This window comes from Lentilactobacillus rapi DSM 19907 = JCM 15042 (genome assembly GCF_001436255.1).
Taxonomy (GTDB): domain Bacteria; phylum Bacillota; class Bacilli; order Lactobacillales; family Lactobacillaceae; genus Lentilactobacillus; species Lentilactobacillus rapi.
Map to the genome: position 1 here is coordinate 16979 of NZ_AZEI01000043.1, position 13770 is coordinate 30748.

The 13770-nt window shown below is 42.3% G+C and carries 15 protein-coding genes; 5 read left to right on the top strand and 10 right to left on the bottom strand.

All coding sequences use genetic code 11. The features are described from left to right. Positions 1–197: 197 nt before the first annotated feature. From tagD to FD12_RS05845, 4 genes are all read right to left on the bottom strand, one after another. On the bottom strand, positions 198–608 hold the full coding sequence (gene tagD / locus FD12_RS05830; RefSeq protein WP_008856956.1) for a glycerol-3-phosphate cytidylyltransferase: 411 nt from the start codon (positions 606–608) through the stop codon (positions 198–200). Between the two features lie 121 nt (positions 609–729). Then, positions 730–1839: an AI-2E family transporter gene (locus tag FD12_RS05835; protein ID WP_371862804.1), complete on the bottom strand. Its 1110-nt coding sequence runs from the start codon at positions 1837–1839 to the stop codon at positions 730–732. Positions 1840–2080: 241 nt separating this feature from the next. Then, positions 2081–2632, bottom strand: a complete 552-nt coding sequence (gene ntdP, locus FD12_RS05840; protein WP_054748555.1) for a nucleoside tri-diphosphate phosphatase — start codon at positions 2630–2632, stop codon at positions 2081–2083. A 93-nt stretch (positions 2633–2725) separates the two neighbouring features. Next, positions 2726–3526, bottom strand: a complete 801-nt coding sequence (locus FD12_RS05845; RefSeq protein ID WP_056982163.1) for a RecX family transcriptional regulator — start codon at positions 3524–3526, stop codon at positions 2726–2728. Between the two features lie 86 nt (positions 3527–3612). Here FD12_RS05845 and FD12_RS05850 point away from each other — a divergent pair, with 86 nt between their 5' ends. After that, positions 3613–4062 carry a flavodoxin gene (locus tag FD12_RS05850; protein ID WP_054748559.1) on the top strand — a complete coding sequence of 150 codons (450 nt, stop codon included), beginning with the start codon at positions 3613–3615 and terminating at the stop codon, positions 4060–4062. A 39-nt stretch (positions 4063–4101) separates the two neighbouring features. Here FD12_RS05850 and FD12_RS05855 read toward each other — a convergent pair whose 3' ends face one another. Both FD12_RS05855 and wecB read right to left on the bottom strand, forming a co-directional pair. Continuing rightward, a complete protein-coding gene (locus tag FD12_RS05855; RefSeq protein WP_056982164.1) occupies positions 4102–5046 on the bottom strand; it encodes a YihY/virulence factor BrkB family protein in 945 nt (314 codons plus the stop codon). Between the two features lie 13 nt (positions 5047–5059). Continuing rightward, a complete protein-coding gene (wecB, locus tag FD12_RS05860) occupies positions 5060–6193 on the bottom strand; it encodes a non-hydrolyzing UDP-N-acetylglucosamine 2-epimerase (protein ID WP_054748563.1) in 1134 nt (377 codons plus the stop codon). 299 nt (positions 6194–6492) lie between these two features. Between wecB and FD12_RS05865 the strand changes: the two genes are divergently transcribed. Genes FD12_RS05865 through FD12_RS14035 form a run of 3 tightly spaced genes read left to right on the top strand, consistent with a single transcriptional unit; the run spans position 6493 to position 8045 of the window. Beyond that, positions 6493–7440 (top strand): glycosyltransferase family 2 protein, encoded by a 948-nt coding sequence (locus FD12_RS05865; RefSeq protein WP_054748565.1) that lies wholly within the window; start codon positions 6493–6495, stop codon positions 7438–7440. Between the two features lies 1 nt (position 7441). Continuing rightward, entirely contained in the window at positions 7442–7882 is a 441-nt protein-coding gene (locus FD12_RS05870) for a GtrA family protein (protein ID WP_054748568.1), read from the top strand. Between the two features lie 13 nt (positions 7883–7895). Continuing rightward, the gene (locus tag FD12_RS14035; RefSeq protein WP_164480509.1) at positions 7896–8045 is read left to right on the top strand and encodes a hypothetical protein; all 150 of its coding nucleotides are present in this window, start codon (positions 7896–7898) and stop codon (positions 8043–8045) included. 99 nt (positions 8046–8144) lie between these two features. On the opposite strand, the gene FD12_RS05875 is transcribed toward FD12_RS14035, so the two are convergent. From FD12_RS05875 to FD12_RS05885, 3 genes are all read right to left on the bottom strand, one after another. Further along, positions 8145–9287, bottom strand: a complete 1143-nt coding sequence (locus tag FD12_RS05875; protein ID WP_225427351.1) for a GGDEF domain-containing protein — start codon at positions 9285–9287, stop codon at positions 8145–8147. A gap of 129 nt (positions 9288–9416) precedes the next feature. Next, entirely contained in the window at positions 9417–10571 is a 1155-nt protein-coding gene (locus FD12_RS05880; protein ID WP_054748573.1) for a hypothetical protein, read from the bottom strand. Between the two features lie 5 nt (positions 10572–10576). Next, positions 10577–11965: an FAD-dependent oxidoreductase gene (locus tag FD12_RS05885; protein ID WP_056982168.1), complete on the bottom strand. Its 1389-nt coding sequence runs from the start codon at positions 11963–11965 to the stop codon at positions 10577–10579. 176 nt (positions 11966–12141) lie between these two features. Between FD12_RS05885 and FD12_RS05890 the strand changes: the two genes are divergently transcribed. Then, positions 12142–12822 (top strand): EAL domain-containing protein, encoded by a 681-nt coding sequence (locus FD12_RS05890; protein ID WP_054748575.1) that lies wholly within the window; start codon positions 12142–12144, stop codon positions 12820–12822. Here the strand turns inward: FD12_RS05890 and FD12_RS05895 are convergent. Beyond that, positions 12819–13682 (bottom strand): hypothetical protein, encoded by an 864-nt coding sequence (locus FD12_RS05895; RefSeq protein ID WP_054748578.1) that lies wholly within the window; start codon positions 13680–13682, stop codon positions 12819–12821. The two genes, FD12_RS05890 and FD12_RS05895, sit on opposite strands and share 4 nt — an antisense overlap. Between the last annotated feature and the right edge of the window lie 88 nt (positions 13683–13770).

A 13770-nucleotide genomic window follows, 5' to 3' on the forward strand; every position in this document is an offset into this window, starting at 1 on the left:
TAAAGTGAGCGGATCCAGGCAGTTTGCAACCGGAGCGTAAGTCTCCTTTGACAGAAATCCCTGATTTTGGGATTTTTGCCAAAGGTGCTTACGTGCAGGCTGCTGCCTGGAGCAGCTGTCCTAATTACCCTCATAATAAAATGGGGCTGGTACAAAACACTTCGTTTTGTTAACAGCCTCGTCATAAGTCATTTAAATTAAGCTTGCCAGTCTTTGGTATCCGTAAGGCCTAAGTCTTCTTTGATCTTTGTGGTTGAGATGCCTTCTGTTCTTGGCAAATAAACAACTTCACAGTAATCCTTTAGGAAGTCAAACTTCCCTTTCCAGTCGTCACCCATAACAAAAATGTCAATGTCACGATCTTGAACGTCGTGAATCTTTTGATCCCAGTTGGTTTCAGGAATCACTTCATCAACATACTTGATTGCTTCCAGGATGTATTTTCGATCTTCGTATGACGTGTATGCTTTCTTACCTTTTTCAGCGTTGAATTCATCTGATGACAAACAAACGGTGAGGTGGTCACCAAGTGCCTTAGCGCGTTTTAATAAACGAACGTGACCCTTGTGAAGCAAATCAAACGTTCCATACGTAATTACTTTTTTCATAAAATCTCCTACTTAATCATTACTCTAATATTAGTCAAACTGAAAATAAACACATCTTAAATAGTAGCATAAACCACGTCAACGTCAATATTTATTAAATATTATTAATCCTTTTGACGGGTCAATCCAACTGATAAATGTTCCACAGATGGACGACAACCACTTTAACGACGGCATAAAGGGGAATTGCCAAAATCATTCCCATTAAGCCGGCAATATTTCCAGCGGCTAACAAAATAATAATAATTGTGAGTGGATGAATCTCCAACGACTTACCGATAACGTTTGGATAAACCAAGTTACCATCAATTTGTTGGACAATCAAAACCACGATGATGTTGTAAATAACGCCCCAGAAACCGCCATGTGAGAAAGAGACAATCAATGCTGGCGCAATTCCAATGTAGGGTCCCAAATAAGGAATAATATTGCAAATTCCGGCAACTACCCCTAATAACAAGGCATATGGGGTACCAATGATCAGATACCCGATTGCCGTGAAGGTCCCAACAAACAAACACTCAATCATTTGGCCCGAAATGTACTTGGAAATCGTGTGGCTCATCTCATATAAAAGTGCCATTGTTTGATCCTGATGCTTTTCTGGAAACAGCTTTTTAAGCGTCGGTGCCAGTCGATAGCCGTCTTTTAACATGTAAAACAGCACAACGGGCACAGTAACGGCAATGATCACTACATTAGCAGCAGCGGAAATAATGCCACCAATCCCCGTCGTCAACCCATTAAAAATGGTGTTCACATAACCACTGATATTCTTGGAAAATTTGTCAGTAATTTGGGTAAAATCGATCTGTTTGAGATAAGTCTGAGAATTCATCTGCTTAAAAGTTTTTTCAAGCAAGTGCTGACCGTCATTCACCGCCCCAGGAATCTGATTTGCCAATGTGACCAGCTGATCCACGATTTTTGGAATAAAGACTGTCGCAATCAAAGCAATGACGCCAAGCAACAGTAGAAAAACTAAAGTAGTTGCCCAAGTCCGAGAAATCCGATGCTTGCCCAGCCTTACTTTGGTAATCAAATTAACAATTGGATTCAGCATATAAAAAAGAATGCCTGCCAATAACAGTGGAATAAAAATTGTCGAGAAGAAAACCCCAATCGGGGAGAAGAAAAAGCTGATTTTGGTGCAAACCCAAATGATGGCCACGACGATCAAAATTTCGGCTGACCAAAACATCAAGGAAGAATTTTTAAGTCGTTCAAGCAAATTATCGACTCCTCACTCATTTTTGTGTGTGAAACCATTGTACCATAGAGTGCTTGGACAAGCGGTAGAAATCCAGATATCAGGCCTTACCAATAGACTATGATCCAAAGGCCGGTCTCCACTTAGTCGAATAACGGTCGACCTCGGTTACAAAAATCGGCACGGATCTGGTTTACCCCACCAAAAATGACCACCAGTCAGCCATTGCCAACCAGTGATCATCTACATCTTGAGGTCATCTTCATTTATATTGACGAGACAGTTCCAAATAGCGCTCGTACCAAATGGCAACGAACTCCTTTGAAAAAGGCCCTTTTTCATTATCGATCCAGTCAACTAAAATCCGGACGTTGCGCTTTAGAATATGATCAATTTCTGGACCATAATTCCAGCGCTTACTGAACTCCAAATATTCATCCGCATCCAACAACTTGCGTCTACCGTCTGGGAAAACTTTCACGTCCAAATCGTAGTCAATATATTTGAGTGCTTCCTTATCCAAAACATAAGGAGAAGCCAAGTTACAATAATACGCGATGCCATCATCGCGAATCATCGCCACAACATTGAACCAATAATGTTTGTGAAAATACACCAATGCCGGTTCCCTGGTCACCCAATGACGCCCATCGTCTTCAGTAACCAAGGTATGATTATTACAACCAATCAATGAATTTTCACCAGTTTTTAATACCATCGTATCTCGCCAAATACGATGCAAGCTTCCATCATGCTTATAGCTTTGAATCGCAATGAAGTCCCCTTCTTTTGGTAGTCTTTGCATCCGTGGCATTTGTGCTACCCACTTTCTGATTAAGCTATTCGCATCGATTGTTACCAATCCAATTATGATTATATCAGAATAGGGGGTATTTTCCGAATGAAATTAACTTCGAGCCAACTTCTCCAAAGCAATCGTAATATCATCCATGGTAAACCCCTTTCGAAACAGGGCTTGTTTGGTTTTCTGGCTTTGTTCGTAATCACCCAATTTCGCGTATTTCTGCCAATACTTTTCCGCGAATCGATCGATTAATTCAGAATCATCACCAGTTAATGTATCAGTATCTAGCTGATCCATAATCTGATCAAGATCACCATACGGGAATCCCCGCCTGATTAATAAATTTTTCGTTTTGTTGATCGCCATTTTGGCAGCGTCTTGGTGATGAACTTTTAGTTGCTTTTTAGCCACTTCAACGCCGATTCGAAGCACCTCATCTTCCGGAAATTCATGGTCAATTGCCGCTTCAATCGCGTCACTGGCAACCCGTTTTTCCTTTAGGTGCCGGCGAATCCAGTCCGGACCGTTCTTTTCTTCTCTCACAACGGTCCGCACGTAGCTTTCTGCATACTTGGCATCGTTCACCAACCGTTGGTCAATCAGCTGATCAATCACGCGGTCAATAGCATCCGGATCCTCGGAAATTTCGGCCAGCTTTGTTCGGACTTCGTATTCCGTCCGTAGATTATGGGCCAGATAATTCAGCGCCTTGCTATGTAATTTTGACAGATCATCTGCGTGCTTAAATTTCTCAATGAGATCTTTATCGACTTCCATGCCTTTGAACACACGAAATTTGATTAAAACTTCCTCACTCATTGGCAGCGCGTACTTACCATCAATGTATATATTAAAGCGGCCCTTACGTTTTTGAGCCTCAATTTTGGTAATTTTTTCGACCATCGGAATCCCTGCCTTTAGATGTTAAATTCACTTTGCCATTTCAATTTGATATACTAAGGTTAAATTAAAACAAAGGATGACCTGCTATGATTACTGCTCATGTAGTTTATGCGACAATTACCGGAAACAACGAAGACATCGCTGACATTGTGACTGAATATTTTGAAAATAATGGCGTTGACGTTAAAGAAACTGAAATTTCACAAACGGATCCATCAGTATTTGAAAATGTTGATATTTGTGTTGTCTGTCCCTATACCTATGATGAAGGTGCCCTACCAGAAGAAGGCATGGACTTTTACGACGACCTATCCGACTTAGATTTAAAAGGTAAAATCTATGGGGTGGCCGGTTCGGGTGATACCTTCTACGAAGAATACTACAACACCTCAGTTGATAAATTTGATGAAGCTTTCAAGCAAGCCGGTGCCACCAAGGGATCTGAGAATGTCAAAATCAACTTGGAGCCTGACGAAGACGACATCAACAAGCTGGATGCCTTTGCCAAAGAATTGATTGCAAAAGCTCAAGCCTAACGACAATTACTTGGCTTAACAGTAAGTGACTGCGCAAAACTAACCTTTTGTGCGGCCACTTTTTTTGTGCCGTCGATTACCTTTGCCACCTCGCCGTCCAATCCGCCGAGCTTGTTTCATCACCTGTTCAAATGCATCCGGCTGTTCCTGAATATCTCCAAGAAAGATTTGCTGAATTGTGGCATTTAGAACACCGCCAAACAACATGATGACCCCTGAAAAGTCCAGCCAGAACATTAAAACAATGAAGGTTCCAATCGTTTTATAGGTATCAATCCGTCGGGCAAAGAATCTCAAATAATAAGTAAACCCCTGAGCCAATAACATTAAGCCAATTGTTGCCACCAACGCCCCTACCCAAACATAGCGAAACTTCACTTTGGCAGTCGGTACGAAATAAAATAGCAGACTCAAGAGAAACCAAGCGACTACGATCGTAATCGGCCACTTTACCGTTGCAATTAATTGCATGATCCAACCGGGTGTATGGATGATTGGATTCAGCCAGTTAAAGATCATTTGGCTAAATGCAAAGAGCAGCATCATCACCATGACTGCCAAGATCAACACCAACATCCAGATAAACGAAATGATTCGATTGGCAATCGCCGTTTGATTTTCAGCAACGTCGTAAGTTTTATTGATACTTCGTTGAAATGCTGCAATTGCTCGACTCGCTGACCAAATTGTCACAATCAGACCAACAGATAATTGACTGGCACCCCCACTTTGTAAGGTGGAGTCAATCACTGGCTCTAGCAAGGCGTACACCCGCTCTGGAAAGATCGGCTCTAAATACACCGAAACCTCTTGGATGTGAATATGAAAGAGGTTTAACAAACTGCCGGCCACAAAAAAGATTGGGAAAATCGATAAAAGTGAATAAAACGCCAAAACGGCAGCTGAATCCGAAACGTTTCCGGATGAATATCTGCCGATGAGGACTGTGATGAAATTTTTAATTTTTTCATACATTGATTTCATATCAAACCCACTTTTACGATTTTAATTCCTGTTTGGTTTTTAATTCCTGTTTGATAGCAGCTAAGATTCTTACAGACGCTTCACCGTCTCCATAGGGGTTCTTGGCCTCTGCCATTCGTTGGTATTCCTTCGGGTCATCCAACAACGTGATCATTTGCTTTTTGACTTCGTCCGGATCTGTTCCAACGAGCCGCAAAGTACCGGCTTTGATTCCTTCTGGGCGTTCCGTCGTATCCCGCAACACTAATACTGGCTTGCCAAGCGACGGCGCCTCTTCCTGCACGCCCCCCGAATCAGTCATAATGAAGTAACTACGGGCAGCCATGTTATGGAAGTCCAAAACATCAAGTGGTGCAATCAAATGAACGGCGTCAACCCCATCAAACGCTTCGTGAGCGGCTTTTTGAACGGTTGGACTTAAATGGACCGGGTAGACAACTTCAACGCCTGGGTGCGTCTGTACGACTTCTCTGATGGCTTTAAACGTCCGCAGCATGGGTTCACCCTGATTTTCTCGCCGATGCATCGTTAAGAGGATCATTTTCGATTTTGACTGAAGTTCATCTAGAACTGAATGCTTGTAATCTGGGGTCACCGTTTGCTTCAAAGCATCAATTGCGGTATTCCCCGTCACAAAGATCTCATCATCGGGATGATTTTCCTTAAGCAAATTATGCCGACTAAGTTCAGTGGGTGCAAAATATAAGTCTGCCAGAACATCTGTCAGCTGCCGGTTCATCTCTTCTGGGTATGGCGACAATTTATTCCATGTTCGCAATCCCGCTTCAACATGACCAATCTTGATCTTGTGGTAAAAGGCACTAATGCTGGCAGCAAAAGTCGTTGTGGTATCGCCATGGACTAAAATGATATCCGGTTGAACCTTGGTGATGATTGCATCCAGGGCAGTAATGACCCGAGTCGTAATGTCACTCAATGTTTGGTTTTGCTTCATGATATTCAGATCATAATCGGGTTTGATGTGGAAAACGGCCATGACTTGATCCAGCATCTCCCTGTGTTGGGCTGAAACAACGGTAATCGGCTGAAATTCGTTTTGGTGCTGTTGCATTAATAAAATAATTGGTGCCATTTTGATTGCTTCAGGACGTGTCCCAAAGATGGTCATAACCTTGATTGGTTTCATTTTTAAACTCCCCTTATCCGGCTTTTATTATAGCAAATCCGTTTAAATCTTAACATTCGCTTATTTTTTATCAGTTTTGCATATGTTATAATCTGTTGATGTAATATTGAGTATTGATGAAAAAAGTGGATCACGTTTTAAATTACCTTTACATAAGTCGTTCACTGCTCATCATTTTCGGAGCTGGATTGACTCCAAGCAAATTTAAGCTTACCAACAATCTTACACGAAATCAAAGCTGGCTGTAAATAAGTCCAGCACTTTTAGCATGAAACTAGACATATTTTTGGAGGTTTATTTTGAAGACGATCAGTCTAATTGTCCCTTGTTTTAATGAAGAACCAACCGTTGAACTCTTTTATGATACGACCGAAAAGGTGTTTGCCAAGCTAAACGCAACCCGCGACGAACAGTACAAGCCCGACTATCTGTTCATCAACGATGGGTCAGCAGATGGCACCCTTGATGTCATGCGCAAATTAAACGCCGCCCATCCAGACGAAGTTCATTACATTTCATTCTCCCGCAACTTCGGGAAGGAATCAGCATTTGCGGCAGGGCTCAAAAACGCCCACGGTGACTATGTGGCTGTCATGGACGTTGACCTTCAAGATCCACCTGAATTGTTGCTGCAGATGGTCGACATCTTAGAAGATCCCAAGCAAGATTATGATGTAGTTGGTTGCGTGCAGACCAGTCGAAAGCAGAATTTCATCAGGGCATTTCTTTCCGCTAGCTTCTACAAAATCATCAACAAAATGTCAAAGGTTGAAATGAAGCAGAATGTCCGTGACTATCGACTTATGAGTCGCAAATATGTCGATGCCGTTCTGGAATTGCCTGAGTACAATCGTTTCAGCAAGGGGATCTTTTCTTGGGTCGGCTTTAAAACCAAATACTTAGAATACGAAGGTGTTCCCAGAGCAGCCGGCAAAACATCCTGGTCGTTATTCCAACTCTTTGAATATTCGATGGAAGCAATTGTGGACTTTTCAGATGTTCCCTTAAAACTTGCAACAGTTGTCGGCGGCTTTATCAGTTTTCTCTCAATCCTAGGCCTGATTTTTGTTGTAATTCGGGCAATGTTCTTTGGTGGTTCAGTCAATGGTTGGGCATCAATGGTCTCAATTATCCTTCTACTCAGTGGGGTTCAACTGTTCAGTCTGGGAATCCTTGGAACCTACATCGGCAAAATTTACTTAGAGACCAAGCACCGACCAAAATTTGTGATCGCGGAGAAACGTTAACATGATCGAGAAATTCAAATTACTGTATTATAAATACGAGGAACTGATTGCCTACGCTTTTTGGGGTGTGGCAACCACTGTTATCAACGTGGCCGTCTTTTGGTTCCTCCACCAATTTACCAGTTGGAACTATATTATTAACGCGACGATTGCCTGGATCTTAAGTGTTCTTTTTTCTTACTTAACCAATAAAGCATTCGTCTTTCACTCCCCTTCCAAATCATTAATGGGTGACTTATTGGAAATGGTTTCGTTTTTCAGTGGTCGCCTGGCAACATTGTTCTTGGAGTTCTTGATGCTCTGGATTGGAATCACGCTGATGCATCAAAATCAAATTTTGGTCAAGATTGTGGAAAACATTATCGTGATCGCAATCAATTATTTCTGGTCCAAGTGGTTGGTCTTTCGAAACAGTGAAAATCATAAGTCATCAAGTCAATAAGGTGGTCAACTAAATGAATCAACATATTAATCGACAAATATTACGCAAAAAACGCGAAGAATTTCCAGACGGATACTATACCAGAAATGATGGTTTCAAATTACTGGCCATGGCAGCAATCATGATTGCCATTTTGGTGGTATGTGCCAGGACACTGATGTGAATTTTATATAAATAAATGGAGGCTCAAGGGAATTTCCCCTTGGCCTCTATTTGTTTTGACTGAGCAAACCAGTCAAATGAGCTGTCCCAATTTGATCGCCTATTGGTCGGCAACCATCGTGGTCCCATTTACCGTGACCCGGTTACGGCCCCGTTGTTTCGACAGATACAAATTCCGATCGGCCCTGAGATACAAATCAATGATCTGCGTATCACCTTTGGTAAAATCAGAAATTCCTGCAGACAGGGTCACCGGAATTTTGGCACCGTGATATTGGATTCCGGAATGCGAAACCATTTGGCAGCATCTCAATGCTACCCGTTCAGCACTCTTCTGATCAAGATTTGGTAATACCAAATTGAATTCTTCACCACCAACTCGATAAAGGCGTGAACCTGACTGATAGCTTCGAGAAATCTGTTTAATAATTGTCGCAACTTCAACCAACACCTGGTTACCGGCATCATGCCCATGATGGTCATTAATATCCTTAAAATAGTCAATATCAAAAGCAATTAACGATAGTGGTGTTGCTTTTTGTTTGGCAACGGCTAACTGCTGACGAAAATCGGCTTCATACATTCGTTGATTCAGTAACCCGGTCAAATAATCATGACTCGCATTTCGGCTGAGCACCACCATCAGCTCGTTGTCCTGATAGATTAATTTCAATGCCAGATAAAATGTTCCCAACAAGCAAATATATTGAACGACTAGCTGAAAGACAGTGACAATATTGACAACGCCTAGCGCAAAAAAAGTCACCCAAAATATCAGGATTGCCACCGATTGAATTCCAAAGTCGAGCCAAACTGTCTTCTGAGTCAGGACTGCTCGAATTAACATCAAGCCTAAAACAAACGCCAGCCCAATTCCCAACTGCAGAAATCCGCTGTCACCGATGCCCACCATCAACAATCGAATGGCTGTCAATAGGCCGACCACCAGTAAATCCTGCCAATAATCAATGATTCCAATCAACATAATGACGATAAGGATGATGAAGTTCGTTGATAAAACATGATTGCCCGAATTGACCTGTAAAAGTTCAAAAAAGAACCCAATCAGAAGGAAGTACCCAACCGTAAACCAATTAATGGCTGAACGGCTTGTAATCTTGTCCATTCGATATTGACTTAAGTTATGAAAAACCGGCGTTAATAAAATAAGATGGTAACTCATGATGACGCCAAGCTCACAAAAAATACCTAAGAACAGGCCTTCAAGCAACCACTCAGTCATGGTCACGATTGTCACTCCCCTTCATTTCGTCATTAATCCAAACACTCAAGATGACTTATATATTACAGCCATTTTCTTAACAATGCGTTAAAATAATATGTCAATCTCATCATTCATTTTTCCATGTTCTCACTCTCGATACGATGCATTCAGCGCCGTCAAATTATTAAATGAGTAGGCAATTTGGGCTTGCTGATTGCTGAGCGCACCAAAAATTGGGGATTGTTTGTCTCTAATTTGTTCTTTCCAAACCAACTGCATCGCCGTTTGATAGTGAACCCGATCGCCAATAGTCGCAAAAATCATTGCCGCTAAGGCATAATTGGCAACGGATTGGCCGTTATTAGCAACTTCACCTGTAATTCGATAGCCGTTTTTCAACGCCCGCTTATTTACTTGGAAGACTAACCAATTTTTGCTGGCTGACTTTAATTTACCCACTTCTGCTAAGTGAAGTAACACCTCTAGGGCTTCTGAAGTATTTAAGTTATCAGCAGAATATTGCTTTGTCTGCCAGTTATAACTGGCATGATATAGCGGAAAAACATCTCCCAAATAACCATTTTGAACGACTCTCAACTGCTTTTGATAGCGATCTTTGCCCTTATCAGTTGCATTTTCAAAATAACGGAGCGTTTGTAAATCAAAATACGCCAACGACCCCTTCTTAGCAGCTTGATCCTGGTTAACATCGTAATAATCAACCAGCTGACCCCCGACGATGCAGTGACTCGCAAGGGCCTTGAATCGGGTCGCGGCTTCTTTCTGATATCGATTTGTATGATTAATCGCATCATAAACGACTAAAGCCTTGATAATCCTGAGATCGTCCAGAGTGGCGTTTACCGGGTATTGTTTGTGAGTTGTTGGATTATAACGATAGCTAAATTGAGGCCCCTGATTAAAGACTTTTTTTGCCTGTGAATAAAATGTCCGAAACTCTCTCGGTTGCTTGTCAGCATTCAGATATTGAAGCCACATTCCAACCGACTCACTCAACATATCGTGCCCACTTGCCAGGCTCGCTTGACTTCCTTGATTGACAGTACTGGTGTACAATCCATTTTTCGTCAACAATTTCTGCTTAATAAACTTCTGGAGGCGTTGCTGGTTGGCAGAATTGGCCTGTTTTTCGCCCAGGGTTTTCGGAATAAGCACCTTAGGACTTGTTTTAGGCATCACTGTTGCAGTTTTTCGGCTGCAGGCACTGGCTCCAAGCATACTTCCCAAGAACATCCCAACAATCAAAATAACTTTTAACCACGTAAACTTAACTATTTTCATGGGCTCTACTGATGATTTCCCAGGGTTGCATGCCTGGGGGTCACGTTTCCTTTCTGCCATTCTTTGTCAACGGCTTGCTGAGCAACCATGTTGAGGTAATTAAACGGAAAATCAAAATTTGGCTGAAATAGCATATCAATAAATGCCATATCATCAATCGTATTATTGTTTTGAATGAGAACTGAAACTGCGTTGGCTGACTGGGAAACATCATGCTTACTACATAACTGAGCCCCTAAAACCCGCCGATTTTCAGGATTATAAACCAGCACAATTGTTAATGGGTCAGTGGATGGCATGTAAGTTGGCCGCCAAGTCCCTTGATAGACAACCTGTTCAGCAGGCACATGATGACGCTGCGCATTTTCCAGTGTCAATCCCGTGGTTGCGACACATTCGCCAAATAACTTCATTGCAGACGTTGCCTGAGTTCCCATGTAAGGGTATTGCTGGTTAAAAATATTGAGCGCAATTAAGGTTCCCTGACGAATTGCATTAGTGGCCAACGGTGTGTATGCCGGTGCGCCGGTTGGGTTGAAACGAACCATTGCGCAATCCCCAGCCGCGTAAATATCCGGATCACTTGTCTGCAAGTAATCATTCACGATAAACGCCCCATGACGTTCCACCTTCACTTGACCGGCCAGCAACTCACTATTGGGCACAAAGCCGGTTGCAACGATGGCCAAATCAGCCGAATAATTCCCCTGATTAGTCTCCATTTGTAACTCACCTTTTTCATTTGAGCGAAAGGCCGTTACTCGATGATCGAGGTGAAGGTCAATCCCATGATCAACCAGCAGTTTGACCAGTTGATCGGACAACTCTTTGCCGACATAGTTATTCAGAATTTGATCTCGCCCTTGGAATAATTGTACTTCATGCTCAGTTGTGGCATAACTTTCTGCCAGTTCAGTCCCAGCGTATCCCGCACCAACGACCGCAATTCGTCGATTCTGTTTGGCAGATTGGTAAATGGCTTGGGCCTGCTGATAATCTTTGCAAAGCAGAACTTTTGACTCATCAATTCCAAAGATCGGCGGCAACGCAACTGAAGAACCAGTTGACATGATCAGCTTGTCGTAACTATCCTCACTCAACTTGCCAGTCGCAATATCCGCGACTTGAAGCTGGTGTTTTTTGGCATCGATTCTGAGAACTTCATGTTGTGTTTTAACGATAGCCCCCAAATTTTTCAGATCTTCCGGTGAAGAATAAAACATGTCTTCCAGCCGCTTAACTTCACCACTGAGATACAACGAAATGCCACAAGACAAGAACGACACATTCTGGTGACGCTCATAAATGACCACTTCTGCCTCTGGATGATCTTTTAAAATTCTAATGGCAGCCATTGTGCCAGCATGCGTACATCCAATAATTACGATTTTCATTAATAACCCCTCCAAAATACTTTCATTTGTTTTACAAATACCCCATAATAAATTTGTACATGTATTTCGAAACTTGATACATTTTTACTTAATCAAAATCATCCGATATTTTTGTTCCACTCTATTAAATTTAGTTTGCGAAACTCTGTCACAAACTGTCTAAGGAGCCCTCACCAATGTATCGATACTTTATTCAACCACAAGTCAACGTTTATACCAATTCGATTATTGGTTACGAAATGCTGATCCGCAAACAAGCTGCCGATGGAAGTTGGCGTTTGCCAAAAAGCTTTTCGGCCATCCCTATCGAAATCCAAATTGCCCTTCTAAAGCAGACCGCGGCTGAACTATCCCTCAAAGTGCGGACACTTTCGTTTAATGTCAATCGAACCCAATTTCTCGACGAAACGATGACCCAAGCGCTCATTGATGCCCAGCGGCAAATGCTACCAGTTATCCTAGTAGTCGAAGTGACCGAAGAAGTTGGTGAAGACCAAATTGATACTCACCAACTCGAAACTCATGGTAGGCTTCTTCAACAATACGGGATTCAGCTCAGCCTTGATGACGTTGATACCGGTGAAAATACCTATTCACGAATTGAAGGCCTTCTCAAAGTTGCCGATGAGGTGAAGTTTGCAATGCAAAATTTCCGCCAAGAACACCGGGAAAAAGAAATCCCTCAAAAGCTCACGAATTGGAAATCAATTGCAGAAGAGACTCAGACCCGATTGATCGTTGAGGGAACCGAGACCAGCGAAGAAGCTCAAATGCTCAACGATCTTGAATTGCCATTGCGCCAAGGTTACTACTACGGCAAGCCTCGATTATTCCGATTTAAAGATGATCCCCGCTAGTTTGACTCACCAACATCGTATTCGGTTTCCTTAATCGCTGAATCAATTAAATCATACGGATCGTGCATTTCCGAATCGTCCCACTGGGCGGCTCCACTAATCAATGAAATATTTAACGACCCCAACTCAGCTGATGCCTTTAACTTCTGGTTAAAGGCATCTCTTATTCTGTTGAGGGCAATTTGCGCCCCAGCTTCATCAGCAAACAATAGGACTCCCCAAGTGGGCACCTGCTCATTTAGATAATACGTAATATCATTTTCCCGGGTAGTTGCTGTCATCACATCGGACGTTAGTTCCAGCAACACTGAGATCTGCTGGTCGCTCATCATCGATTTCAATTGGTCATAGTAACGAATTCGAATAATGCCGACAGTTACCGGCAGCTTAAAGCGGCGATTGGTTTCGATAAACACCCGGGCATCTTGAACCATCGCAACCATTGTTCTGAGCTTTGTTTGAACATCAAACGCCCCCTGCTCAATCAAGCTGGATCTAAGTTGTTGATTTTGTCGTTGCAGTTGTTGTTGTTTAACGGTCATTTGATAGACGAAAAACGATAACCCCAATGGCACGATCAGCCAAAATGTGAGTGTCAGTGGAATATGGGGCCCTTGAGTCATATTCAGGTAAATCATGACCAAACCTTGGGCAAAAATGAACAGGCCATTTTCAATTAATCCTGGAATAATCCCCCAAAAATAAGTGATCAAAATGGAAGCAACTGTTAGACCCATATAAATCGTATTTAACAGCAAGTGCCCCGACGCGGTCATTAGAATGGCCGTCAGCGTCAACAGGCCCAGAAATAGCAATAAATAAATATCTGCTTGTAAAGCCGTCTTTTGACTATCATTCATTTTGTTCACCCTTTCGATTCAAGAGGCCGTTTTTTCTTAGAAACTGTTTGAGATCTCTAAAAGCGGCGTAGGAAAACTGAGACAAACG

Coding starts and splice junctions, on each gene's coding strand:
- FD12_RS05880 (WP_054748573.1), bottom strand. CDS start 10,571: ATGAAAATAGTTAAGTTTACGTGGTTAAAAGTTATTTTGATTGTTGGG.
- ntdP (WP_054748555.1), bottom strand. CDS start 2,632: ATGCCACGGATGCAAAGACTACCAAAAGAAGGGGACTTCATTGCGATT.
- FD12_RS05845 (WP_056982163.1), bottom strand. CDS start 3,526: ATGGTCGAAAAAATTACCAAAATTGAGGCTCAAAAACGTAAGGGCCGC.
- FD12_RS05850 (WP_054748559.1), top strand. CDS start 3,613: ATGATTACTGCTCATGTAGTTTATGCGACAATTACCGGAAACAACGAA.
- FD12_RS14035 (WP_164480509.1), top strand. CDS start 7,896: ATGAATCAACATATTAATCGACAAATATTACGCAAAAAACGCGAAGAA.
- FD12_RS05875 (WP_225427351.1), bottom strand. CDS start 9,287: ATGACTGAGTGGTTGCTTGAAGGCCTGTTCTTAGGTATTTTTTGTGAG.
- FD12_RS05855 (WP_056982164.1), bottom strand. CDS start 5,046: ATGAAATCAATGTATGAAAAAATTAAAAATTTCATCACAGTCCTCATC.
- FD12_RS05870 (WP_054748568.1), top strand. CDS start 7,442: ATGATCGAGAAATTCAAATTACTGTATTATAAATACGAGGAACTGATT.
- FD12_RS05885 (WP_056982168.1), bottom strand. CDS start 11,965: ATGAAAATCGTAATTATTGGATGTACGCATGCTGGCACAATGGCTGCC.
- wecB (WP_054748563.1), bottom strand. CDS start 6,193: ATGAAACCAATCAAGGTTATGACCATCTTTGGGACACGTCCTGAAGCA.
- FD12_RS05895 (WP_054748578.1), bottom strand. CDS start 13,682: ATGAATGATAGTCAAAAGACGGCTTTACAAGCAGATATTTATTTATTG.
- tagD (WP_008856956.1), bottom strand. CDS start 608: ATGAAAAAAGTAATTACGTATGGAACGTTTGATTTGCTTCACAAGGGT.
- FD12_RS05890 (WP_054748575.1), top strand. CDS start 12,142: ATGTATCGATACTTTATTCAACCACAAGTCAACGTTTATACCAATTCG.